The sequence below is a fragment of the Streptomyces sp. NPDC003016 genome (assembly GCF_053591455.1).
This window is the reverse complement of sequence record NZ_JBSFTV010000039.1, coordinates 34,875-57,035: the sequence shown is the minus strand read 5'-3', so window position 1 is coordinate 57,035 and position 22,161 is coordinate 34,875. Positions and strand designations below refer to the sequence as shown.

Annotated in this window: 21 protein-coding genes, 1 other RNA gene and 2 pseudogenes; 10 read left to right on the top strand and 14 right to left on the bottom strand. The window is 71.5% G+C overall.

Going from position 1 to position 22,161, the window contains the following annotated elements:
• Positions 1 to 53 precede the first annotated feature (53 nt).
• The 4 genes from ACWDZ4_RS28330 to ACWDZ4_RS28315 all read right to left on the bottom strand — a co-directional run bounded on the left by ACWDZ4_RS28330 (position 54) and on the right by ACWDZ4_RS28315 (position 3,211).
• Positions 54 to 941, bottom strand: a complete 888-nt coding sequence (locus ACWDZ4_RS28330) for a hypothetical protein (RefSeq protein ID WP_451511222.1) — start codon at positions 939 to 941, stop codon at positions 54 to 56.
• Between the two features lie 120 nt (positions 942 to 1,061).
• Complete coding sequence (locus ACWDZ4_RS28325) at positions 1,062 to 2,030, bottom strand: N-acetylmuramoyl-L-alanine amidase (RefSeq protein WP_451511221.1); 969 nt, start codon at positions 2,028 to 2,030, stop codon at positions 1,062 to 1,064.
• Positions 2,031 to 2,052: 22 nt separating this feature from the next.
• The gene (locus ACWDZ4_RS28320) at positions 2,053 to 2,700 is read right to left on the bottom strand and encodes a class I SAM-dependent methyltransferase (RefSeq protein ID WP_451511226.1); all 648 of its coding nucleotides are present in this window, start codon (positions 2,698 to 2,700) and stop codon (positions 2,053 to 2,055) included.
• A gap of 43 nt (positions 2,701 to 2,743) precedes the next feature.
• The gene (locus ACWDZ4_RS28315) at positions 2,744 to 3,211 is read right to left on the bottom strand and encodes an ATP-binding protein (RefSeq protein WP_451511220.1); all 468 of its coding nucleotides are present in this window, start codon (positions 3,209 to 3,211) and stop codon (positions 2,744 to 2,746) included.
• A gap of 85 nt (positions 3,212 to 3,296) precedes the next feature.
• Here ACWDZ4_RS28315 and ACWDZ4_RS28310 point away from each other — a divergent pair.
• The 3 genes and pseudogenes from ACWDZ4_RS28310 to ACWDZ4_RS28300 all read left to right on the top strand — a co-directional run bounded on the left by ACWDZ4_RS28310 (position 3,297) and on the right by ACWDZ4_RS28300 (position 5,873).
• Positions 3,297 to 4,144 (top strand): annotated as a pseudogene (locus ACWDZ4_RS28310) (helix-turn-helix domain-containing protein).
• Positions 4,104 to 4,379 carry a DUF397 domain-containing protein gene (locus ACWDZ4_RS28305; protein ID WP_451511219.1) on the top strand — a complete coding sequence of 92 codons (276 nt, stop codon included), beginning with the start codon at positions 4,104 to 4,106 and terminating at the stop codon, positions 4,377 to 4,379. Before ACWDZ4_RS28310 ends, ACWDZ4_RS28305 begins: the two are co-directional and overlap by 41 nt.
• Before the next feature lie 249 nt (positions 4,380 to 4,628).
• Positions 4,629 to 5,873: a hypothetical protein gene (locus ACWDZ4_RS28300; protein WP_451511218.1), complete on the top strand. Its 1,245-nt coding sequence runs from the start codon at positions 4,629 to 4,631 to the stop codon at positions 5,871 to 5,873.
• Positions 5,874 to 6,139: 266 nt separating this feature from the next.
• Here ACWDZ4_RS28300 and ACWDZ4_RS28295 read toward each other — a convergent pair whose 3' ends face one another.
• The gene (locus ACWDZ4_RS28295) at positions 6,140 to 6,877 is read right to left on the bottom strand and encodes an NIPSNAP family protein (RefSeq protein ID WP_451511217.1); all 738 of its coding nucleotides are present in this window, start codon (positions 6,875 to 6,877) and stop codon (positions 6,140 to 6,142) included.
• Positions 6,878 to 6,969: 92 nt separating this feature from the next.
• Positions 6,970 to 7,389 (bottom strand): annotated as a pseudogene (locus ACWDZ4_RS28290) (Rrf2 family transcriptional regulator); the annotation flags it as partial.
• Between the two features lie 99 nt (positions 7,390 to 7,488).
• Between ACWDZ4_RS28290 and ACWDZ4_RS28285 the strand changes: the two are divergent.
• Entirely contained in the window at positions 7,489 to 8,925 is a 1,437-nt protein-coding gene (locus ACWDZ4_RS28285) for an MFS transporter (protein WP_451511216.1), read from the top strand.
• A 35-nt stretch (positions 8,926 to 8,960) separates the two neighbouring features.
• Here the strand turns inward: ACWDZ4_RS28285 and ACWDZ4_RS28280 are convergent, their stop codons facing one another.
• The gene (locus tag ACWDZ4_RS28280) at positions 8,961 to 9,566 is read right to left on the bottom strand and encodes a response regulator (protein ID WP_451511215.1); all 606 of its coding nucleotides are present in this window, start codon (positions 9,564 to 9,566) and stop codon (positions 8,961 to 8,963) included.
• A 635-nt stretch (positions 9,567 to 10,201) separates the two neighbouring features.
• Positions 10,202 to 11,365, bottom strand: coding sequence for a hypothetical protein (locus ACWDZ4_RS28275; protein ID WP_451511214.1), 1,164 nt, complete (start codon positions 11,363 to 11,365; stop codon positions 10,202 to 10,204).
• A 557-nt stretch (positions 11,366 to 11,922) separates the two neighbouring features.
• Between ACWDZ4_RS28275 and ACWDZ4_RS28270 the strand changes: the two genes are divergently transcribed.
• The 3 genes from ACWDZ4_RS28270 to ACWDZ4_RS28260 are packed head-to-tail and all read left to right on the top strand — an operon-like array spanning position 11,923 to position 14,803.
• Positions 11,923 to 12,807, top strand: coding sequence for a Nif3-like dinuclear metal center hexameric protein (locus ACWDZ4_RS28270; protein ID WP_451511213.1), 885 nt, complete (start codon positions 11,923 to 11,925; stop codon positions 12,805 to 12,807).
• The gene (locus ACWDZ4_RS28265; protein WP_451511225.1) at positions 12,804 to 13,547 is read left to right on the top strand and encodes a zinc ribbon domain-containing protein; all 744 of its coding nucleotides are present in this window, start codon (positions 12,804 to 12,806) and stop codon (positions 13,545 to 13,547) included. Before ACWDZ4_RS28270 ends, ACWDZ4_RS28265 begins: the two co-directional genes overlap by 4 nt.
• A 2-nt stretch (positions 13,548 to 13,549) precedes the next feature.
• Positions 13,550 to 14,803, top strand: coding sequence for a bifunctional RNase H/acid phosphatase (locus ACWDZ4_RS28260; protein ID WP_451511212.1), 1,254 nt, complete (start codon positions 13,550 to 13,552; stop codon positions 14,801 to 14,803).
• A 120-nt stretch (positions 14,804 to 14,923) separates the two neighbouring features.
• Here the strand turns inward: ACWDZ4_RS28260 and eda are convergent, their stop codons facing one another.
• The 4 genes from eda to ACWDZ4_RS28240 all read right to left on the bottom strand — a co-directional run bounded on the left by eda (position 14,924) and on the right by ACWDZ4_RS28240 (position 18,067).
• Positions 14,924 to 15,541, bottom strand: coding sequence for a bifunctional 4-hydroxy-2-oxoglutarate aldolase/2-dehydro-3-deoxy-phosphogluconate aldolase (eda, locus tag ACWDZ4_RS28255; protein WP_451511211.1), 618 nt, complete (start codon positions 15,539 to 15,541; stop codon positions 14,924 to 14,926).
• 59 nt (positions 15,542 to 15,600) lie between these two features.
• Positions 15,601 to 16,404, bottom strand: a complete 804-nt coding sequence (gene yaaA / locus ACWDZ4_RS28250; RefSeq protein ID WP_451511210.1) for a peroxide stress protein YaaA — start codon at positions 16,402 to 16,404, stop codon at positions 15,601 to 15,603.
• A 123-nt stretch (positions 16,405 to 16,527) separates the two neighbouring features.
• A complete protein-coding gene (locus ACWDZ4_RS28245; protein WP_451511209.1) occupies positions 16,528 to 17,313 on the bottom strand; it encodes a hypothetical protein in 786 nt (261 codons plus the stop codon).
• Positions 17,314 to 17,317: 4 nt separating this feature from the next.
• Positions 17,318 to 18,067, bottom strand: a complete 750-nt coding sequence (locus ACWDZ4_RS28240) for a MerR family transcriptional regulator (RefSeq protein WP_451511208.1) — start codon at positions 18,065 to 18,067, stop codon at positions 17,318 to 17,320.
• 76 nt (positions 18,068 to 18,143) lie between these two features.
• Between ACWDZ4_RS28240 and rnpB the strand changes: the two genes are divergently transcribed.
• An RNA gene (rnpB, locus tag ACWDZ4_RS28235) (RNase P RNA component class A) lies at positions 18,144 to 18,544 on the top strand.
• A 283-nt stretch (positions 18,545 to 18,827) separates the two neighbouring features.
• On the opposite strand, the gene ACWDZ4_RS28230 is transcribed toward rnpB, so the two are convergent.
• A complete protein-coding gene (locus tag ACWDZ4_RS28230; protein ID WP_451511207.1) occupies positions 18,828 to 19,976 on the bottom strand; it encodes a Fic family protein in 1,149 nt (382 codons plus the stop codon).
• A gap of 584 nt (positions 19,977 to 20,560) precedes the next feature.
• Here ACWDZ4_RS28230 and ACWDZ4_RS28225 point away from each other — a divergent pair.
• Positions 20,561 to 21,094 (top strand): ricin-type beta-trefoil lectin domain protein, encoded by a 534-nt coding sequence (locus ACWDZ4_RS28225; RefSeq protein ID WP_451511206.1) that lies wholly within the window; start codon positions 20,561 to 20,563, stop codon positions 21,092 to 21,094.
• Positions 21,095 to 21,117: 23 nt separating this feature from the next.
• Here the strand turns inward: ACWDZ4_RS28225 and ACWDZ4_RS28220 are convergent, their stop codons facing one another.
• Complete coding sequence (locus ACWDZ4_RS28220; protein ID WP_451511205.1) at positions 21,118 to 21,387, bottom strand: hypothetical protein; 270 nt, start codon at positions 21,385 to 21,387, stop codon at positions 21,118 to 21,120.
• Between the two features lie 111 nt (positions 21,388 to 21,498).
• Here ACWDZ4_RS28220 and ACWDZ4_RS28215 point away from each other — a divergent pair, with 111 nt between their 5' ends.
• A complete protein-coding gene (locus tag ACWDZ4_RS28215) occupies positions 21,499 to 22,149 on the top strand; it encodes a TetR/AcrR family transcriptional regulator (protein ID WP_451511204.1) in 651 nt (216 codons plus the stop codon).
• Positions 22,150 to 22,161: the final 12 nt, after the last annotated feature.

Here is a 22,161-nt window from a genome sequence, read left to right as displayed (position 1 = left end):
CCCCCCGCCCGGAAGGGGCGGGGGGCCGTCGCGCTGCTGCGGGGCGTGTGGCGTCAGCCGCGCTGGATTCCGGTGGTGTCCTGGAGGACACCGCGGCGGCCGTCCTGCGTCTGGGCGACCAGGCCGGGGCCGCGCTGGTCCACCGCCAAGTACCAGGTGCCGGGCGCCAGTTCGGCGATCGGCGTCGGCGTGCCGTCCTCGGCGTACAGCGGACGGGCGACCGGCACCGCGAACCAGAACGGCGCGAAGTCGGCGGCAGGCGCACCGGCCTGCTGCTGCGCCTGCGGGGCCGGAGCCTGCTGCGCCTGCGGCTGGCCGCCCTGCTGGGCCGGCTGACCCTGCTGCTGAGGCTGGCCGCCGTAGGGCTGCGGCTGACCGGGACCGGGCTGGCCCTGCTGTCCCGGCTGGCCGCCGTAGGGCTGCTGCTGGGCACCGGGGTAGCCGTAGCCGCCGGGGCCCGGCTGACCGGGGTGGCCGCCGTACGGCTGCGCGACCTGCGGCCTCGGGGCACCCATGAGCGGGGCCTTGAGAGCCGGGACGAGCGGGGCCGCGACAGCGCCGGCGGCGAGCACGAGGGCGGCCAGCAGACCCAGGATCATGCCGGCGCCCGCGTCACCGGGCATGTCGATGAGCGTCCAGAAGGCCGTCCACAGCGCGAAGACGGTGAAGGCCACCCCGAACTGCCCGAGGTCCAGGCCGGCGACCTTGCGCCCCGGCATGGCGCGGCCGAGGATGATCAGCGCCGCGCCGATGACTCCGGCGAGGAACATGCTCATCAGCAGGCCCAGCGAGTCCCACGCGCTGGGCGACGAGGACGAGCCGGGGCAGAACTCGCCACTGCATTCGGGCACGGAGACAAGGCTGAGGAACGAGGCGACGAACAGCACCACCGCTGCTCCGATCACCACGCCGTCGCCTCGAGTGAGGGAGCGGATGTTCACTTTGAAGGTCCTTAGTGGGTCGACTCGTCGGGGCGGCACAGTGCGAAGCTCGGGGGAAGCTCCCCATCGTACGGATGAATGTATCGTCCCCCCGGCCGGGGCGACCGCCGGGTATCAGACCTACCCCTTGAGGTAACTGCCGATGCCGTCGGAGATTCCCTGCGCCGCCTTCTGACGCCACCCGCCGCTCGACAGCAGGGCCGCGTCCTTCGGGTCACGCATATTGCCGCATTCGATGAACACTTTCGGCACAGTCGTCAGATTGAGACCACCGAGATCCTTGCGCACGTCCAACGCCGTGCCGTCGCCCACGTAGTTGGAGGGCGCCATACCGGTCGCCTGTACGAACTTCCCCGCGATGCGCGTGCCGAGTTCGCGCGAGGGGGCGACGATCTTCGCGGTGTCCGCGGCGCCGGCCTTCACCACGGCGGGCAGGATCACGTGGAAGCCGCGGTTGCCGACCGCCGAACCGTCGGCATGGACGGAGACGACGGCGTCGGCCTTCGCCTCGTTGCCGATACGGGCGCGCTCGTCGACGCAGGGACCGTACGGACGGTCGTCGTTCTGCACCAGCGTGACCGTCGCGCCCTGCTCTTCCAGGAGAGTGCGCAGGCGGCGCGAGACGTCGAGGGTGAACGCGGCCTCGGTGTAACCGTCGGTGGTGGACGTGCCGGTGGTGTCGCACTCCTTGCGGTGCGTTCCGACGTCGACGATTTTGTTGATTTCTTCCGTATGGCGGAAGTTGCCGGGGTTGTGGCCGGGGTCGATCACCACGACCTTGCCGGTGAGCGGCCCGGCCCGGCGCGGCTTGTCGTCCTTCGACCCGGTCGGCGTGGGGGTCGGCGTGGGGGTCGGCTTCGCGGCGGTCGCTGTCGTGGTCGTGGTCGCCGTCGTGGACCGGCTCCTGCCGGGCAGCGGCATCGCCGTCGGCACGCTGTCTCCGGGGCCGCTCGCCGCCTGCCACACGAACCAGCCCGCCAGGGCGGTCGGCACGAGCACGGCGACCGCGACGGCGAGGGTCCTGGGGCCGGGGCGGCGAGGAGGAGTGGGGGGAGGGGGGGAAGTGGGGGGCTGGCTGTCGTACGACACGCGGCGATGCTATCCGGGCCGGTCAGATACCCGAGGATGTACGGCGCAGGACGCGCAGCGAGTCGGTCACGGAGATCTCGGTGAAGGCGCCGGACGCGAGGGCGCGCTGGTGCACGCGGTACGGGGCCTGACCGCCGTCCGCCGGGTCCGGGAAGACGTCGTGGATGACGAGCAGCCCGCCGGCCGCGACATGGGGGGCCCAGCCCTCGTAGTCGCCGTTCGCGTGCTCGTCGGTGTGTCCGCCGTCGATGAAGACGAGGCCGACCTCGCCGCCCCAGACGGCCGCGACCTGCGGCGAACGCCCGACGATCGCGACCACGTGGTCTTCGAGACCCGCCGTGTGGAGGGTCCGGCGGAAGGTGGGCAGGGTGTCCATCAGGCCCACCTCCGGGTCCACGACCGTCGGGTCGTGGTACTCCCAGCCCGGCTGCTGCTCCTCGCTGCCCCGGTGGTGGTCGACGGTCACGGCGACCGTGCCGGCCTCGCGGGCGGCGTCGGCGAGGAGGATCGTGGAGCGTCCGCAGTACGTGCCGACCTCCAGCAGCGGCAGCCCGAGCGCGGCGGCCTCGGTGGCGGCGGCGTACAGGGCGAGCCCCTCGCGTACCGGCATGAAGCCCTTGGCGGCGGCGAAGGCGGCGAGCGTCTCCGGCTTGGGAGCGGCGGCGGCCATGGGGGTTCCTCCGGTCATGCGTGCACGTGTACGTACTGGGCGGTCACATGGTAGGCGGGGTCGGGCAGGACTTCGCGTCGCACTCGAACCAGACCGTCTTGCCGCCGGGCAGCGGCACCGTGCCCCAGCGGTCGGTCACGGCCTCGACCAGGAGCAGCCCCCGCCCCCCCTCGTCGAGCTCATCACCCTCATCATCCTCATCGAGCTCGTCGCCTCCGCGCATCGTGCGTGTCGCCGGGCGGGGGTACCCGTCGGTGACCTCCACCCGCAGTCCGCCCGGCCGGCGCAGGACGAGGACCGTGCAGTGCCGGCCGGGCACATGCCGTACGACATTGGCGACCAGCTCGGTGAGCGCCAGCTCGGCGGCGTCGGTCAGCTCGGCCAGGTCCCAGCGGGCCAGGAACATCCGCACGATGCGCCGCAGGTGCCGCGCCGAGTGCTCACCGACGGTGAAGCCCATGCGGTAGCCGGCGTCCATGTGCGCTGGTGAGTGGTCGGTTGCGTGATTCATGTCACCAGGGTGCGACGACGCGATTACGCTCGGCTACTGACCGAAAGGAGCGCCTCACGGCGTTGAACTTGGGGGTGGCCGCCGCATGGTCGACATCCGCGATCTCGATCCCAGCGCATCGCCGCTGGACTACTACGGCTCCGAACTGCGCCGCCTGAGAGAGGCGGCCGGGCTCAAGCAGGGGCAGCTCGGCGACATCGTCTTCTGTACGGGCTCACTGATCGGCCGGATCGAAACGGCACGCAAGGTGCCGACCCGCGACTTCTCGGACGGATCGACGCGGCGCTGGGGACGGGCGGGACGTTCTCGCGACTGGTGGGGCTGGTGCTGCGGAGCCAGCTGCCGCACTGGTTCCAGCCGTACGCGGAGATGGAGGCGAAGGCGGCGTACATCTCGACGTACCAGGCGCAGCTGGTGTACGGCTTGCTTCAGACGGAGGCATACGCGCGGGCGGTGCTGGCAACGGGTCTGCCGGACAACCTGGATGAGCTGGTGGCGGCTCGAATGGAACGCCAGCGGATCCTGCGTCGGCAGCATCCGCCCATGATCTGGGTGGTGCTGGACGAGGCCGCGCTGTACCGGCCGATCGGCGGCCTGGAAGTCATGCGGAAGCAACTGGCTCACTTGTTGAGCTTCCGCGAGGAGCGCTGGGTGAGGATCCAGGTGCTCCCCTTCGCGGCCGGTGAACACGCGAGCCTGATCGGCTCGTTGAACACCCTGCGGTTCGACGACGACCCGGACCTCGTCTACACGGAGGACCTCATCTCGGGGCACATGACTGCCAACCCTGAGACTGTCAAGGAAGCCGCGCTTCGTTACGCTCACTTGCAGGCCGCTGCCCTCTCTGTAGAGGATTCGGCGGCACTGATCATCCGCGTAAGGGAGGAACGTTATGGGCGCCAGCCAGGACCTGACCAGCGCGCGGTGGCGTAAGTCCAGCTACGGCGGTAACACCGGCGGCGAGTGCGTCGAGTGCGCCCCGCTCGGCGCCGCCGCCTGGCGCAAGTCGTCGTACAGCGGTAACACCGGTGGTGACTGCGTCGAGAGCGCCGCCCAGCCCTGCCGTATCGCCGTCCGCGACTCCAAGCAGCCCGCAGGGCCCGCCTTCACCGTCGCACCCTCCGCCTTCGCGGCCTTCGTGGCGGCGGCGGTCGACGGCGCGGTCTAGAACGCCGGGCGGAGCCCACGAAAACGGGCTCCGCCCGACGAGCCGCGCCTGAGTTGCGGGATGCGGCGAGGGGGCGAAGAGTTGTTCTTGTGATGCCAGTGCACCGTTGAGCCGTGGGGCTCCGGTGACCCAGGGCCGCCTCAAGGGGCTGAGTCCACAAGAACAAAGCAGCACACCACAAGTGCACCTGGAACCCTCATGTCCAGAACTGTCCGACGACAGATCCCCCGCATCGTTGGCGCGTCCTGCTTGGCTGCCGTGCTCGCGCTGCCGGTAGGCATGGGTGCTGCTGTGGCAGCGCCCGATGTCCTCGTCCAGGCCACGACGGCAGGCCCCCCCGACCCCCCGGACCCACCGCCGGAGCCGGAGCAGCCGCAACCCGAGCAGCCGCAGCCGGAACAGCCCGAGCAGCCGCAGCAGCCGCAGCCCGAGCAGCCGCAGCCGGAACAGCCGCAACCCGAGCAGCCCGAGCAGCCGGAGCAGCAACAGCCGGAGCAGCCGGAACAGGAGCAGCCGGAACAGGAGCAGCCGGAACAGCCGCAGGATGGGCAGAAGAAGTTTGTGACGCCGCAGGAACAGAAGGAAGTGAAGGAACAGGCGCAGGACGCGCCGGAGCAGGTGAAGGCGAACCTGAACAAGGTGCTGGCCGAAGCGCTGAAGATAATCAACAGCCCGACCGCCTCGGCCGAGGACAAGCGGGTATACGGGTACATTGTGGCTGATATCAGCAAAACGCTGAACGCCATCGACGACCCGAATACCTCGGCGGAGGACAAGGCCACGTACACGAAGTTCCTGGCGGGCATCACCGGGGCATTGCAAATAGCCCAGGACCCGAAGAAGTCGGCGAACGAAAAAGCTGCCTACAGGGACATCGCCGACAATATGGCCCTTTGGGTGACGAAGCTTCAGGATCCCAATATAACGCCGGCGGACAAGGCGTTCTACAAGGCCAGAGTGGAATTGCTCAGCGACGCGCTGGTGGCACTCTCGAAGCCGAAGGGCAAGCCCCTGGCTCCGCCGGAGCAAAAGAAGATAGTCACGGGAGTGGAGAAGACTCTCGATGCGCTGAAGGCAACCCAGGACCCGAACACGAAGCCCAAGGATCCGAAGGATCAAGAGAAGATCAAGCAGGTCGTGGACAAGAACAGCAAGGCGCTGGTGACAGTCCAGAACCCGGACGCGTCGGAGCAGGAGCGGAACGACGCGCAGGCAACGGTGAACCAGCTGGACAGTGCTCCCCAGAATTCCCAGTTCCTGGAATTCATGGAAGAAGTCAAGCGCCTCGGGGCGCCCTCGACCTGTGTCCAGGCGATAGAGAACCGAACGAATGAGGCCGGCTGGCCGGAAGGATCTCTCTGGGGTCTGTCTGATCCGTCGTGCGCCCAGACGGTATCTGCCGGCGCCGACGGAGGCGGCAAGTGGAGTGCGCTGTTCCAATGCGTGGCGCGCAGCCCGTTCTCTGAATGTGTGGGCACCGTCCCCAAGGAGTGAAGCCACGAGGCCAGTTCCCGGCTTCGGTCAGGCCACGAGAAGGCCCTCCGCGAAGAATTCGCAGTGGGCCTTCTTCTGCTCGCGTTCCTGCCCTTCCGTCTGGCGCTCGGCTTCTTCGAGGTGAACTCGCCCACCGCGCGGACTTTCGGCAACGCGGCGTGTGAGCACAGGGAGCGGTACGGTACGGCTGTGGCTCGGCGTCAGGCTCGCCTGCTTCGGGCGGTTGACGCGCCGCTCGCCCTCCACCCGCCGGCTGCCCTCGGAACTCACCGCAGCATCGACCGCTCCGTGGGCGCCAGCCGTAGCCGCTGCGGGGCCTTGGCCCACCGTTTCGAAAGGGCCGGCAGCACCTCCTCGCGCCAGTGTTCCGAATGCTGTAGACGATTCAGGTGGTCGTCGAGGTGGTCTTCGCCGGTGAAACGTGCGAACCGTACGAAGACCTCCTCGTCCACCCGTACCGGCAGCGCCGGGAAGGTGTTCGGGGCGTGTTCCGACCGCAGGTACGCGAGTGGCTCGCCGCCGGTCTCGGCCAGTACGGGCCGCACCCGCTCCTCGAAGAACTCGACGAACGCGGTGTCGAACGGGCCGTGGCCGTACCAGATCGTGGCGAGGACCAGCGGCGTCGGCGACGCCGCCGGCTCACCGGCGGCCTGCCGGGCGCCGACCGGCACGGGGAACCCGCCGCGTGCCGAGGCCGGCCGCAGCAGCAGGACGTCATCGGAGTCGGTCATCGTCGCGTTCGCCTGGTCGCGGTGCGCCTGCCAGACCGGTCCGCCGTAGAAGCTCTCCAGCGCCTCGGCGCGGCTCGCCATGTCGTCGAAGCCGCGGAGCCAGACGAACCGGTCGGGGTCGTCCAGGTCGCGGAACTGCCCGAGGACGGTCATCCCCACTGCCTCTTGGGGCTCGACGAACTCCCGGCCGAACAGGTCGATCAGGACGTCTCGCTGTCCTGGGCGCAGTGTGTACTGCCGCAGTTCGACGACCGGACACCGTAAAGGTTTCAACAGCCTTACTCCTCGTTCGGTTGACGGAGCGGTCTTCGTCGCAACAAGCGGTATGGCGACCGCCCGACCACCGGCCTGTCTGCCGGCTGGTCCGCCAGCGTCTCGCGGAGTACGTCGGCGATCGACGTGTCCGCCAGCTCCCGCCGCATGGCCTGCTCGACCCGACCGTAGGCGTCGCTCAGGGCGGGCCGGATGCCTCGGCCGACCGGACACTCCAGATTGGGCTCGGTGCGGTGCAGGCCGAACGCCGGCTGCGCGCCGACGGCGTCGTACACCTCGAGAAGGGTGATCTCCTCCGGCCCACGGGCCAGGCTCCAGCCCGCGCCGGCGCCGTGGCGGACCTCCACCAGGCCGGCCCGCCGCAGGTCGCCGAGGCTGCGCCGGATGATCACGGGGTTGGTGTTGACGCTGGCCGCGACCTGCTCCGAAGTGAGAACCGCCGGCACCTTCCGCCCCGCCCGGCCGACACTCGGAATCCAAGCCGCCGTCCCCCTTTCCGGCAGCTCGGACACCTTACGGACTTCTGACGCCCCGCCAGATGGGCCCAGGACTCCGGTCCTACGCCGACGACAGGATGTACGGGCCGCCAGGCACCTGGGACCATGACACCCATGGTTCAGCAGCACACAGACACCGAGCCCACCCGTGCCTCCTCCCGCCCACCGCGCCCCACGCGGACCTGGGCCGTGGTCCTGGCCGCCTGCGCCGGGCAGTTCCTCGTCGTCCTCGACGTGTCCGTCGTCAACGTCGCCCTGCCTTCGATGCGCGCGGACCTCGGACTGAGCGCGATCGGCCTGCAATGGGTGGTCAACGCGTACTCGATCGCCTTCGCCGGATTCATGCTCCTCGGCGGGCGCGCCGCCGACCTGTTCGGCCGCAAGCGGACCTTCCTGACCGGGCTCGGCCTGTTCACCGCCGCGTCCCTCGCGGGCGGCCTCGCCCAGGAGGACTGGCACCTGCTGGCCGCCCGCGCGGTGCAGGGCCTCGGCGCGGCGGTGCTGGCGCCCGCGACGCTCACCATCCTCACCTCGGCCGTCCCCGAGGGGCCCGCCAGGGCACGGGCCATAGGAACGTGGTCGGCGGTCGGCGCGGGCGGCGGGGCCGCGGGCGGGCTCGTCGGCGGCGTACTGACGGACGCGCTGTCCTGGCGCTGGGTGCTGCTGATCAACGTTCCGGTCGGCGCGCTGGTCCTCGCGGGCGCTGCCCTGTGGCTCGTCGAGGGCCACTCCAGGGACGGGCGGCGCCTGGACCTGCCCGGCGCGCTGCTGGTCACGGCCGGGCTCGCGACCCTGGCGTACGGGATCGTGCAGACCGAGGCCGAGGGCTGGGCGGCGGCGGCCACCCTGGTCCCGCTGGCCGCGGGACTGGCTCTCCTCGGCGTCTTCGTGGCGGTGGAGGCGCGGACCGGGGCACCGCTGATGCCGCTGAAGTTCTTCCGGGTGCGGGCGGTCTCGGCGGCGAACGCGGCGATGTTCGTGAACGGCTCCGCGATGTTCAGCATGTGGTTCTTCATGACGCTGTACGCCCAGAACGTGCTGGGCTACACCCCGCTCGGCGCCGGGCTCGCCCTCGTCCCCAGCTCGCTGAGCGTCGTCCTCGGCTCGAAGCTGGCCCCGCGCCTCATGGCCAGGGCCGGCGCCCGCCGGGTCGCGATCACCGGCACCCTGGTGGCGGCGTGCGGCATGGCGTGGCAGTCCGCGATGAGCGCCGAAGGGACGTACCTCACGGCCATCCTCGGCCCGGGTGTCCTGATGATGGCCGGTGCGGGACTCGCCTCCACCCCGCTGGCCTCGCTCGCGACGTCGGGCGGCGAGCCGGGTGACGCCGGGCTCCTCTCGGGCCTGATCAACACCTCCCGCACGATGGGCGGTGCGCTCGGCCTCGCGGTGCTGTCGACGGTCGCGGCGTCCAGGACGGCGGGCGAGGCGAGCGCGCAGGCGCTGACGGCGGGATACGCGCTGGCGTTCCGGGTGGGGGCCGGGGCGCTGCTCGCGGGAGTGGTGCTGATGCTGGTCTGGCTGCCGCGCCACCGCGAGAGGCAGGCGTAGCGCGAGGCAGGAGGCGAGAAGGGACGGGAAGAGGGTCAGAGCCAGCCCTGCTGCCTCGCCGCCCGTACCGCCTCCATGCGGTTGCGGGTGCCGGTCTTGCCGGTCGCCGACGCCAGGTGGTTCCGTACGGCCGACTCGGACAGATGCAGCTTCCCGGCGATGTCCGCGACGGTCGCCCCGTCCACCGCCGCGTTCAGTACGTCGCACTCGCGCGCGGTGAGCGGGCTGGGCCCGGAACTGAGGGCGGCCGCCGCGAGCACCGGGTCGATGACGGTCTCGCCGGTCAGCACCCGCCGGATCGTCGCCGCCAGCTCCTCCACCGGGCCGTCCTTGACCAGGAAACCCGCCGCGCCGGACTCCATCGCGCGGCGCAGACAGCCGGGCCTGCCGAAGGTGGTGAGGATCACCACCCGGCAGTCGGGGACCTGGTCGCGCAGCAGCGCGGCGGCGTCGAGCCCGCTGAGACCCGGCAGTTCGATGTCGAGGAGCGCCACGTCGGGGCGGGACGTGAGGGCGGCGTCCACGATCCGGTCGCCCGCGGACACCTGGGCGACGACCTCGATGTCCGGTTCCAGTCCGAGCAGCAGGGCGAGGGCGCCGCGCATCATGCCCTGGTCCTCGGCGAGGAGGACTCTGATCATGGGGTGGGCTCCAGTTCTGATTCCGGTTCCGGTTCTGGTTCGAGGTCGGTGCGTACGGGCAGTTCGGAACTCCGTCCGGGGCGCGTACCGCGCCGAAGCTCTCGGCCGCCCCCGCGAAGCTCACCGCGGGTCCGTCGTCCCTTGCCGTCGTCATGCGAACGACGGTATGGAACAGGGGCGGTGCCCCGGCAGATGCGCCTGTACGGACTGGGCCGGGGCAAATGTACTGGCGCGGCGGCCGCGCCCCGGCCCCCAAACGCCGGACGGGCCCGGTTCCCGGGCCCGTCCGATGCTCTTGAACACACACCAGGCGCGCCTGCGGCCCGGAGACCTGCGGCCCGGACCTGCGCGGCCCGGACCTGCGCGGGCCTGGGCCTACGGCCTGCGGTGGCGGCCGTGAGCCGGAGCGCTGGAATCCTCCGTCGTGGCCGCGCCTCCCCGGTGCTTTCCGGAGCGGCCGGCGGCGTCCCGTTCGGCGGCCGAAGGCTGCGGCCGCGTCTGGATCGTGTCGGTTCGGGCTTCAGACATGGTGGGAGGTCCCCTGGAATCGCTGCGATCACTTTCAGTGGTGCAAGACCCGCCCCGCCGTCACCGTCCGCATCCAGCCGAAACGGCTGCGCAGCCCCGGCCCGAGTCTAACCACGGGCCCCGCGCCCGGTGAGGGGCGCCTGCTGAAGCGGTACGGGCTTGCACACCACAGGAGTGTCCTTGGCCGCGGATGGTTCCCCACCTGCGCGTTCCGCTTGTGCGGTTTCGGTGATGACGACGTCTTCCGGGGCTTGGACGGCGGCCACCCCGCACGGCACCGCACCCGTCGCGTACGGCAGCCGCAGCACCCCCGCGCGCGTCCACAGCCCGGCCCCCGCCAGCCACCCCGCCGGCGCCGCGAGGTGGTGCAGCCTGCGCCCGGAAGGACGCCACACCCCGACCCAGCTCCCCGCCGCCCCGTCGATCCGCAGCGCCACCGCGCAGTTCTCCGGCATCAGCTCCTGCCCCGGCTGCACCGCGAAAGGCGTCACCGCGCAGTCGGCGGGCCCCAGGCACTCGGGGAAGCGCACCGGAAGCATGCTCCCCAGCACCCCCCAGCCCAGCCGGTCGTGCCCCGGCGCGTCCGACCTGATCAGCAGCAGCCCGCTGTCCGCGTCGGCGAGCAGCAGCCGGTCGTTGCTGCCCTCCGCGATCTGGAGCAGCGGCGTCACCTCCCCGCCCCGCTCCAGGTCGACGGCCACCGTCTTCGTCACCCCGTCGGCCTCCCGGTCCAGGGCGAGCATCCGTCCCGTACGGTCGAGCCACACGCCTCCCGAGCAGCGCCCCGCGACCTCGGCGACGCGCTCGGGCCCGAAGGCGCCGCCCGCCACCAGCCATACGGTGGTGGACGCTTCGCCCACGGCCAGGGCGTACGCGCGACTGCCGTCCGGGGCCGGCGGCAGCAGTGCGAGCCGCTCGCACTCGACCGCGCCGACGGGCAGCTCCCCGGTCCGCGGTCCCGTCGGATACAGCAGCGAGAAGGAGTGCCGGCCGCCGCCACCGCCGAAGACGTGCGAGGCGCCGCCGTGGCGCCGGTGGATCAGCACCCGCCCGTCCGCCAGCGGCAGCAGCCCGGTGTCCGGCTCCTCGGGCTGGTCGGCGGGGAGCGGCACGGCGTAGGGCTCGGGGCCGTCGAGCGTCCACCGCTCGGGGAACCGCGCGTCCCCCTCGCCCGCCAGCCGTGCGCCGTAGGAACCGTCAGCGGCGATCGTGAACACCGCCGCACCCAGGGCGTCGCCGTCAGCGGCGGTCTCGATGGCAGGGGCCGTCATCGTCAGTCACCTCCGGCGACCGAAGCTAGTTTTCGCACTTCCAGCCGAACAACACAAGACCGTGCACTTCACACATAAGGGTGGCCATCGTCTGATTCGGCTGAGGGGACGGGGGCGGATGTGCTGGGGGGTGCGCCGGGGGCCGCAAGCCAGGCATGTCCGACCGAGGCCGCCCGGCCTGCCCCGCCCGATCAGGAGCTCTCGATGTCCGTACGACGCCGCGATACCGCCGCGGTCTCCCTCGCCGTGGCCGCGGCACTCTCCCTCGCGGCATGCAGCGGCAGTGACACCGCGGCCACGAGCGAGGAGAAGAGCGGCGCGACAAGAAGGCGCAGCGGCCCGGTACCGGCATCGGCGCCAGGCAGCCCGCCCTCTCGTTGGTCCGCCGCCTCCCCGGCAGGATCCGCCGGTACGCGAAGAGCTCCCTCATCGGCACCACCCGCGAAGACGCCGGGTCCTCGACGGCCTCCGCACGTACGTGACCACGTGAAGGACCGGCCCGGGCGGGCCGCCTACGCCATGGTGGGCGGGGCACCCGGCGCAGGTAACCTGTCTGCGTGCCCCGTCTGTCTGAAGTCATCGCCGCGCTCGACGCCCTCTGGCCCCCGGAGCGGGCCGAGAGCTGGGACGCGGTCGGCACGGTCTGCGGCGATCCCGACGCCGAGGTGGCCCGGGTCCTGTTCGCCGTCGACCCGGTGCAGGCGACCGTCGACGAAGCCGTACGGCTCGGCGCGGACCTCCTCGTCACCCACCACCCGCTCTACCTGCGCGGTACGACGACGGTCGCGGCGTCCACCTTCAAGGGCCGTGCCGTGCACACCCTGATCAAGAACGACATCGCGCTGCACGTCGCCCACACCAACGCCGACAGCGCCGACCCCGGCGTCTCCGACGCCCTCGCGGGAGCGCTGGACCTGCGGGTCACCGGCCCCCTCGTCCCCGACCCCACCGACCCGTCCGGCCGCCGGGGTCTCGGCCGTGTCTGCGCACTCGACCCGCCGGCCACCCTGGGCCACTTCGCGGCCCGCGTCGCCGCCCGGCTGCCCGCCACCGCGCAGGGCGTCCGCGTCGCCGGCGACCCGGACGCGCTCATCAGCACCGTCGCCGTCAGCGGCGGCTCCGGCGACAGCCTCTTCGCCGACGTACGGGCCGCCGGCGTCGACGCCTTCGTCACGGCGGACCTGCGCCACCACCCGGCGTCCGAGGCCCGCGAACAGACCCCCCTCGCGCTGATCGACGCCGCGCACTGGGCCACCGAATGGCCCTGGTGCGAGCAGGCCGCCGCTCAGCTGGACGAGATCTCCGACCGCCGCGGGTGGGACCTGCGCGTCCACGTCTCGAAGACCCTCACCGACCCCTGGACCTCCCACCACACCCCCACGACCGCCCTTCCGACGAGCGCCTCGCGCGCCCCTTTTGATCCTTCTGGAGCCCCCAACTGAACGCCGCGCCCGCCGACCAGATCCGTCTCCTCGACGTACAGGCCCTCGACCTGCGCCTGTCCCAGCTCGCCCACCGGCGCAACTCCCTCCCCGAGCACGCCGAACTCGAATCGCTCACCAAGGACCTCGCGCAACTTCGCGACCTGCTGGTCGCCGCGCAGACCGAGGAGAGCGACACCACCCGCGAGCAGACCAAGGCCGAGCAGGACGTCGACCAGGTCCGCCAGCGCGCCGTGCGCGACCAGCAGCGCCTCGACTCCGGCGCCGTCTCGTCCCCCAAGGACCTGGAGAACCTCCAGCGCGAGCTCGTCTCGCTCGCCAAGCGCCAGGGCGATCTGGAGGACGTCGTCCTCGAAGTCATGGAGCGCCGCGAGTCGCTGCAGGAACGTGTCGCCGAACTGTCCGGCCGCGTCGCCTCCGTCCAGGCCAAGGCCGACGACGCGACCGCGCGCCGCGACGCCGCGTTCGAGCAGATCGACAGCGAGGTGGCCACGGTCACCAAGCAGCGCGAGGTCGCCTCGGCCACCATCCCCGCCGACCTCCTCAAGCTGTACGAGAAGCTCCGCGTCCAGTCCGGCGGCGTCGGCGCGGCCCGCCTCTACCAGCGCCGCTGCGAGGGCTGCCGGCTGGAGCTCAACATCACCGAGGTCAACGAGGTGCGGGCCGCCGCCCCCGACGCGGTCGTGCGGTGCGAGAACTGCCGCCGCATCCTTGTCCGTACGTCCGAGTCCGGCCTGTAGCCGTGGGACGCAGCCTCGTCATCGAGGCCGACGGCGGCTCCCGGGGCAACCCGGGTCCCGCCGGCTACGGCGCGGTCGTCCTCGACCCGCAGACGGGGGAGACGCTCGCCGAGGCCGCCGAGTACATCGGCGTCGCCACGAACAACGTCGCGGAGTACAAGGGCCTGATCGCCGGGCTCCGCGCCGCGCACGCGCTCGCACCGGACGCGACCGTCCACGTCCGCATGGACTCCAAGCTCGTCGTCGAGCAGATGTCCGGCCGCTGGAAGATCAAGCACCCGGACATGAAGCCGCTCGCGGCCGAGGCCGCGACCGTCTTCCCGCGGGTCCGGGTCACCTACGAGTGGATCCCCCGGGAGAAGAACAAGCACGCCGACCGGCTCGCCAACGAGGCGATGGACGCGGGCAAGAAGGGCAAGAAGTGGGAGCCGTCGGCCTCCACGGCCGACCTCGCCTCCCGTGCCTCCGCCCCTCCCCGTGTGGTCGGCGACGCGGCGGCGGGCGCGGCGAAGGCGCGGGCCGCGCTGGGGCGTGGAGCGGCGGTGCCCGAGCCGCTGACGCTGCCGAGCGCCTCGGAGCCCGAGCCCGCACCCACCGTGGCCACCGTGGGCTGGGGCACCTCCGCCGACGTGGGTACGCCCACGACCTTCGTCCTGCTGCGCCACGGCGAGACCGCGCTCACCCCCGAGAAGCGGTTCTCCGGGAGCGGCGGCTGCGACCCCGAGCTGTCGGCGGTCGGCCGCCGCCAGGCCGAGGCGGTCGCCGCTTCCCTGGCCGCGCGCGGCACCGTCCAGGAGATCGTCAGCTCCCCGCTGCGGCGCTGCCGCGAGACGGCGGACGCGGTGGCGGCGCGGCTCGGCCTGGACGTACGCGTCGAGGAGGGCCTGCGCGAGACGGACTTCGGGGCGTGGGAGGGCCTGACGTTCGGCGAGGTCCGCGAGCGCCACCCCGCGGACCTGGACGCCTGGCTGGCCTCCCCGAAGGCGGCGCCGACGGGCGGCGGCGAGAGCTTCGCGACGGTGGCGCGGCGGGTCTCGACGACGCGCGACAAGCTGATCGCCCGTCACGCGGGCCGCACGGTCCTGGTCGTCACCCACGTGACCCCGGTCAAGACGCTCGTACGCCTGGCCCTGGGCGCCCCGCCCGAGTCCCTGTTCCGGATGGAACTCTCGGCGGCGTCGCTGTCGGCGGTGGCGTACTACGCGGACGGCAACGCGTCGCTGCGCCTGCTGAACGACACGTCGCACCTGCGCTGAGCGGGAGGCGGGGGGACCGTCCGGGGCGGGTGGGTCTCGCGGTCCCGGATGCCGTCCCCGGAGCGGCCCGCCCCCGGCCGGCCCCGGGGCGGCGGTACGCCCCCGCGCCCGGCGACCGCCTCAGCGGCGCAGCCCCGCCGCCTCCCGGGCCAGCGCCTCCACCCGCCCCCAGTCCTTCGCGGCCAGCGCATCCGCCGGGAGCATCCAGGTGCCGCCCACGCACCCCACGTTCCCCAGCGCCAGATACGACGGCGCCGAGGCCGACGTGATGCCGCCCGTGGGGCAGAAGCGGGCCTGGGGCAGCGGCGCCCCCAGGGACTTCAGGTAGGCCGTGCCGCCCGCCGCCTCCGCCGGGAAGAACTTCATCCCGCTCACGCCGCGCTCCAGCAGCGCCACGACCTCCGAGGCCGTCGAGACCCCCGGCAGGAACGGAATCCCGGACGCCGCCATCGCGTCCAGCAGCGCGTCCGTCCACCCCGGGCTCACCAGGAACCGCGCCCCGGCCGTGACCGCGTCGTTCACGCCCGCCGGGGAGATCACCGTGCCGGCCCCGACCACCGCGTCCGGCACCTCCGCGGCGATGGCCCGGACGCAGTCGAGCGCGGCGGGGGTCCGCAGCGTCACCTCGATCGCCGGCAGCCCGCCCGCGACCAGCGCGCGCGCGAGCGGCACCGCGTCGGCGGCGTCCTCCAGGACGACGACAGGGACGACGGGCGCAAGGTCCAGTACGGAAGTCATGCCGTCATCCTGCCGTCGGCAGACGCAGTGCGCAACGCGCGTTGCGAAGCATGCAACGCTCAGTGGATCTGCCTCACCACCACGTCCAGCGCCCACGCCTTCCCGGCCTTCTCCGGAGCCGTGGCCTCCACCACGTGTCCCAGATCCCGCAGCGCCGAGACCAGCTCCGCGGGCCCGGCCGGGTTCGCCCCCGACGCGAGCAGGTCCCGTACGATCCGCCCCTTCGTCGCCTTGTTGAAGTGGCTCACGACGGACCGCTTCTCGACCCCGTTCGCGTCGGTCTGCGCGTGCAGCACCCGCACGGTCGCCGTCCGCCCGGCCACGTCCCCCTTCGGCTTCCAGGCCGCCGCGTACGCCGACGACCGCAGGTCCAGCACCAGCCCGTCGCCCGCGGCCACCGGCATCGCCGCGGCCATCGGCCCCCGCCAGTACGCCCCCAGTGCTCCCAGCCCCGGCAGCCTGACGCCCATGGAACACCGGTAGGAGGGGATCCGGTCGCCGATCCCCACCGCGCCCCACAGCCCCGAGAACACCAGCAGCGACTCCCGGGCCCGCTCCCGCGCGGCCGCGTCCAGGGTGGCCAGGTCCAGCGCGTCGTACAGCACGCCGGTGTAGACCTCCCCGGCCGGCCGCGCCCCGGCGGTCCGCAGCTCCACGTTCTTGGCGATCTCGCCGCGCAGCCCCTCGCTCAGGCCGAGGACCGCGCGCGCCTTCTCCTCGTCGGCGGCGCACAGCTCCACCAGCTCGTCCAGCACCGCGGCCCGCGCCCCGGCCAGCTCCGGCAGTGACAGGGACTCCGGCTTCAGGGGCGCGCCGGAGCCACTGGCGGCCTTTCCTTCGGACGGGGGCAAGAGCACGAGCACAGCGGAACTCCTCGATGACGACGACGCGCGTACGCACACGGCAAAACGCCAGGGTAAGCGGATCCCGCCGGGCCGCCCCGACCCGCCGGCCCCGCCGCCCCGTCCCGCCGGCCGTTGCGCGGGTCACGCGGGCGAGCTGTCCGACGCCCGCGTGACGGCGTCGACGAACGCGCGCGGGTCGTCGGCGTGCAGGCGCACGGTCCGCGTCTCGGCCCGCTCCCCGAGCGGCCGCAGGTAGGCGACCGGCACGGACAGCTCCAGGGTGACGGTCGTCTGCCCGCCCACGCGGAGGCCGAGGACGCCGTCCTCCTTGGTGCCGGAGTAGCGCCGTTCGACACGTACGGACCGGACCGAGGCGGCCGGCACGCGTACGTCGTAGAAGCCGCCGTACCGGATCCGCAGCGACCCGTCCGCGCCGACGACGTGCGGCCGGGTCACGCAGGCGGCGTGCAGCCCGAGGACCTGGATCACCGTGTACACGTCCAGGAACAGCACGACCGCGTGCACCGCCGGCCACGGGATGAGCAGCGCCGGCATCACCGTCTCGACGACGGCGACGAAGAGCAGGCCGCAGAGCATCGCGGTCTGCGGCCCGGTGTACGGCGCCGCGTACGCCCCGGGCCCGACCCCGTGCCGCCGCCTCGCGAGCCAGAGCGCGAGGCTGTGCAGCGCCCGCACCTCGTGCTCCACGAGCCGCAGCGTCCGCACCGGAGCGGCGGCGCGCACCGCCGCCCAGCCCCCGCCGGCGTACAGCCGCCGCACACGCAGCACCTGCCACACCAGCGCCGCGAGCACCAGTGCCTCGGCGGCGGCGACCACCGAGGACGGCACGTCGACCCCGGCCAGCAGGCACGTGACCAGTGCGAGCTCGGCCCCCATGACGAAGATCCCCGCAGTCCGCCCCGTCACCCTGTCACCGTTCCATCCTGTACGTGAGCAGCTCCATCACCCGGCGTACGACGGCGGCCTGGGCAGGGGCGAAGTCCGCGAGCACGGCTTCCCCGTACGCGCCGGCCGCGACGACGGGCCCTTCGGCCGGGACGGCCGCGATCGCGGCGTCCGGCACGGCGGCCGCGAGCTCGTCGGCGAGCGGCCCGATCCGGGGGTCGTCGCGGGCGGCGTCGGCCAGCGCGTCGAGCCGCTCGTACAACGCCACCACACCCGGGTCCCGGGTCATCGGCGCGAGCGCTTCCAGCAGCTGATCGCCCTTGCCGTCACCGGCCAGCAGGGTCAGATGGTCCCGGTCCTTCGCCGCCGACGGCGAATCGGTGACCGGCAGCCCGCCCAGCAGCTCGGCCAGCGCGGGCGGTACGGGGCCCTCGGCGGGCAGCGTCCCGGCCTCGGCCTGCGCCAGCAGCTCGCCCAGCCGCGCCCGCCGCCGCCGGACGTCCGCCTCCTGGCGGGCGAGGTCCGCGTCCAGTTCGCGCAGTACGACGGCGAGTTCGGTCCCCGCGTCGTCGGCGAGGACGTCCCGCACCTCGTCCAGGCCGAGCCCCAGCTCGGTCAGCCGCCTGATCCGGGCCAGGAGGACGGCGTGCCGCACCCCGTACACGCGATAGCCGTTGGCCAGCCGCGGGGGCTCGGGCAGCAGGCCCTGGTGGTGGTAGTGCCGCACGGCACGGGGGGTGACCCCGGCGAGGGCGGCGATCTCTCCGATCCGCATGGGGTCAGTAGAAACCCTGACGCTGCGGCAGGGTCAACCCGGCCGGCCTGGCGGGTAGCATGGTCGGCACGGCAGACGAGCCGGGCGGACGGCCGCGTGGGGATCTCCGGATCTCCCCGAGGAACGTCCGGGCTCCACAGGGCAAGGTGGTGGCTAACGGCCACCCGGGGTGACCCGCGGGACAGTGCCACAGAAAACAGACCGCCGGGGACCTCGGTCCTCGGTAAGGGTGAAACGGTGGTGTAAGAGACCACCAGCGTCTGAGGTGACTCAGGCGGCTAGGTAAACCCCACCTGGAGCAAGGTCAAGAGGGGCCGTCGCGAGACGGCCCTGCGCGGACGATCGAGGGCTGCCCGCCCGAGTCCGCGGGTAGACCGCACGAGGCCGGCGGCAACGCCGGTCCTAGATGGATGGCCGTCGCCCCGACGACCGCGAGGTCCCGGGGCACAGAACCCGGCGTACAGCCCGACTCGTCTGCCACCTACCCCCTCTGACCAGCGAAAACGTAGGGCAGAGGTTTTTCGTGCATGCGAAGGCTCAGCTCAGCCCGGTTCGTACCGGCTCACACCGGACCTCGCACCCCCTGACGTAGCCATGAAAGCAGCCATGGAACCGGTAGTGAGGCGTGCCCCGGAACGAGTGTCGGGCCGGCTCTCCCCGAGCCTGCCCGGGTACCCGAGGAAGGAAAGAGGTCGTGCGGCTGTCCGACCTCGCCGGGCGGCAGGGGTGGACGATCGCATCGACTCCGCAGCCGGCTCCGTCAGTCGATGCTCTCGTAGGGGTTGCGGATCGTGTGGCGGGCGGCGGCTGTGGCCAGGACGTTCTGTGGGTAGCGGGAGCCGGGCACGTAGTAGCGGCCCTTGGTGTTGCCGACCGGGGTCAGCAAGTCCCTGCGCATCAGGTGCTGCATATCGCGCTGGGCTTGTTGTTCACTGATCCCTTCCGCTTTTTCGTAGCGGAAGCGGCGTACCCGGCCGGTCATGGCGACTTCGTGCAGGGCGGTGATCTGGCGTTCGGTGACGCCGAGCATCTCGCGTTGCTCATCGAGCTGGATCCAGCACGTGTTGGAACGGTCCACGCGGTGTTGGACACTCTGGGTCTGCTCGTGATAGGCGCGCAGGTTGAACCGCACCCACGGGGTGGCGTCCCGCGTCGGGCTGTAGACGGGGCCGCCGACCTCGCGTAGCACCTTGTAGTAGTCCCAGGTGTGACCGGGCATACCCAGCCAAGCCTCGATGGAGGAGAACTCGGGGGCGAGGGCGCCTTCTCGGGCGATCAGGAGGGTTTGCAAGGAGCGGGACATACGGCCGTTGCCATCGGCCCACGGGTGGATCTTGACGAGATTGAAATGGGCCATCGCGGCGCGGACGAGTGGGTCGGAGTCGATGTCACCCGTGTTGAGCCAGTCGACCAACTCACCCATCAGGGCGGCCACATCGTCTTCGTGAGGGCCCTCGTACTCTATGGCGTGGGGGTCGCCGACGGCGGTGATGAAGACCGGGCCCCGCCGCCACTGCCCGGCAAGCCTGCGAGGGTGGTGGTGGCCCTGCAGCATCCAGTGCAGCGCGTTGAGCAGGCCCTTGCTGTACTCGAAATCGGGGGCATCGTGAAGTGACTGAAGGTAGGTCATGGCCTGCTGATAGGCGACAGTCTCTGCACGATTCGCCTCGGTGATGTCCACCTTCTCCTGCGCGTCGTCCATGAGGTCGGCGACATCGCGGGCATCGACTTTGTAGCCCTCGATGGTGTTGGACGCGGCGATGGCCGAAGCGGTCAGATGGCGGCGCAGATCGAGGGTCCACTTGGTCGGGGCTTGCTGCACGGCGTGACGCAGGGCGCGACGCATGTCGGCGACTTCGGCCAGGACGTGGTGGTCCGTGGTGGAGAGTCGAGGCGTTTTGTACAGCATGACGTAATGATACCCACAGGGTGTCATTACGTCGAGCGTGTTACTGGGCGGCGACCTGACGACCCTGCTGATCGAACGCAGGGCCGGCGCCTTCGACGGTTGCTCCGGCATCGCGCATTCGCGGGCACCGGGCGACTGCGAGCATTGTCCTGGCAGGCCTGATCTCGTACGACGCAGACCATGTCCTCACGGCCATCGGTGCCGTGAACTGGCGAATTCGAGGGGGACGTCTCCTTGCGCAGCCATCAAAGTAGCCAGGGGAAGCGCCCTCCCCGCATGTTCGCGCAGGTCATATCGGTGTGGTGACTCTCCCCGGCGTACAGCCCGACTCGTCTGCCCGCTAGGCCCCTGACCTGCGAAGCGGCGCTCCACCCTGCGATCGGATGGAGCGCTGGGGAGAATCCGGGGAGATCCGTTACGCAGTGGGGTCGACTTCCGTCACCTCCGCCTCGACAGCGGGGGCCGGCTCGGGTCCGGGCCCGAGTGCGGCCGTGCCGGCAGGGCATGCCTGGGCTTTCAGGGGTGTGCGACTTGGCAGGAATTCAGCCGCCCACAAGAACCACCGGCAAGAAGGAGACACGGAGATGTCGAGCAGTGCACCGGCCAAGCGTGTACTGAGGGGAGTGGCGGGTGTGTTCGCCTTGCCGGCGGGGGCGTCCGCACCTGTTGTCGCGGCGCCGGCACCGTCAGCCGCGAGCGCCGCCGCCGACTTCCCCGAGGGGGTGAAATTCAAGATCCAGAACTATCGGACCCAGGGCTGTCTGTTGGCCGAGTCGGGATTCGACCAGGTCAACGCCCCTCTGCATCCCGGGGTCGACTTCTGTTCGGCGGAACACGCCCTCTGGATTCAGGGAAGCGGCGACAGTATCCGCAGCGACTTCAAGGAGAGGGTCCAGCCCGGGGTTCACTGGTGCCTTGCCGGAGCCGAGAGCGGGAGGGTGAGCACCGAGCCCTGCGACGGCGGGTGGAATCAGAGATGGACCCGTTTCTCGGAGGGCTTCATGAAGAACTGGGCGACCAAGCAGTGTCTGGACGTCAGGAGTGAGAGTCCGTACCTCGTGCACACCCGTGGATGCCTGAAGCACGAATGGCAGAAGTGGGCCTTCAAGCCCGTCTGACCCCGATCTTCCCTGATGAGTCGTCAGTTTATCCGGCGGCCCGGCTCCTTCCTCACCCGGCCGCGCCGGGACAGTGCGGCGGTCATCCGCATCAGCGGCGGCAGCAGCCCGTACGCGGCCACCGGCACCACGATCGCCGTCAGGACGAGTGTCTGTACGGCGAGCGGCAGCGGGCTGACCCACGGCCGCAGCGCCACCATGGCGAGGGTGATCGTCGGATACACGGCCAGCCAGGTCAGTAGGGCCCGGACGTGCACCGACGGGGCGAACGGGGTGGAGCGTGACGAGGACATGGATTTGCCCCTCCGAGGTGCTGAAGACGTTTCCAACTCTTTGGTTGGATACTGGCACGGCCCGGTGATCGTGTCCAACCATCTGGTTGGTACTGGCATACCCTGAAGCCCATGGCATGGGACACGGAACGGACGAAGCGGCTGCTCCTGGAGGCCGCCAGGGCGGAGTTCGCCGCATACGGCATCGCCGGAGCGCGGGTGGACCGGATCGCGGCGAAGGCCGGGGTCAACAAGGAGCGCATCTACGGCTACTTCGGCAACAAGGAGAAGCTGTTCAACGTGGTGCTCGTCGACGCCATGACGGAGCTCGCCGACAAGGTGCGGCCGGGCGAGGGGCCGGTCGGCGAGTACGTCGGCCGCGTCTTCGACTTCCACCGCAGGGACCCGGCGCTGCTGCGGCTGCTGATGTTCGAGGCACTGCACTACGGGGACGCGCTGGTGGACCGGAACCCGAGGCGCGTCGAGTGGTACGAGGTCGCGGTCGGGACCCTGGCGGAGACCACGGGCCGCACGACGGAGGAGGCCGGGCGCCTCCTGATCACCCTTGTCGGGCTGGCCGCCTGGCCGATCGCGATGCCGCAGCTGGCCCCGCTGGTACTGGGCGCGCAGGGGCGGGACGACGAGGCGCTGACCGGTCTGCGGCAGTTCGTGGTCGATTTCGCGGAACGCGGCGTGCGGCCGAGGGAGGAAGAGCCGAGAGGGAAAGGGGAGAGGGGGGAAGGAGGGACGGGGGAAGAGGGGAAAGGGGAAGGGCCGGAATGAGGAGAACACGGG

What these genes read in the sequence shown, in the direction of transcription:
- ACWDZ4_RS28320 (WP_451511226.1), bottom strand. Translation starts at nt 2,700, where the DNA reads ATGGCCGCCGCCGCTCCCAAGCCGGAGACGCTCGCCGCCTTCGCCGCC.
- ACWDZ4_RS28285 (WP_451511216.1), top strand. Translation starts at nt 7,489, where the DNA reads ATGGTTCAGCAGCACACAGACACCGAGCCCACCCGTGCCTCCTCCCGC.
- ACWDZ4_RS28280 (WP_451511215.1), bottom strand. Translation starts at nt 9,566, where the DNA reads ATGATCAGAGTCCTCCTCGCCGAGGACCAGGGCATGATGCGCGGCGCC.
- ACWDZ4_RS28315 (WP_451511220.1), bottom strand. Translation starts at nt 3,211, where the DNA reads ATGAATCACGCAACCGACCACTCACCAGCGCACATGGACGCCGGCTAC.
- ACWDZ4_RS28240 (WP_451511208.1), bottom strand. Translation starts at nt 18,067, where the DNA reads ATGCGGATCGGAGAGATCGCCGCCCTCGCCGGGGTCACCCCCCGTGCC.
- eda (WP_451511211.1), bottom strand. Translation starts at nt 15,541, where the DNA reads ATGACTTCCGTACTGGACCTTGCGCCCGTCGTCCCTGTCGTCGTCCTG.
- ACWDZ4_RS28220 (WP_451511205.1), bottom strand. Translation starts at nt 21,387, where the DNA reads ATGTCCTCGTCACGCTCCACCCCGTTCGCCCCGTCGGTGCACGTCCGG.
- ACWDZ4_RS28215 (WP_451511204.1), top strand. Translation starts at nt 21,499, where the DNA reads ATGGCATGGGACACGGAACGGACGAAGCGGCTGCTCCTGGAGGCCGCC.
- ACWDZ4_RS28225 (WP_451511206.1), top strand. Translation starts at nt 20,561, where the DNA reads ATGTCGAGCAGTGCACCGGCCAAGCGTGTACTGAGGGGAGTGGCGGGT.
- ACWDZ4_RS28230 (WP_451511207.1), bottom strand. Translation starts at nt 19,976, where the DNA reads ATGCTGTACAAAACGCCTCGACTCTCCACCACGGACCACCACGTCCTG.
- ACWDZ4_RS28305 (WP_451511219.1), top strand. Translation starts at nt 4,104, where the DNA reads ATGGGCGCCAGCCAGGACCTGACCAGCGCGCGGTGGCGTAAGTCCAGC.
- ACWDZ4_RS28275 (WP_451511214.1), bottom strand. Translation starts at nt 11,365, where the DNA reads ATGACGGCCCCTGCCATCGAGACCGCCGCTGACGGCGACGCCCTGGGT.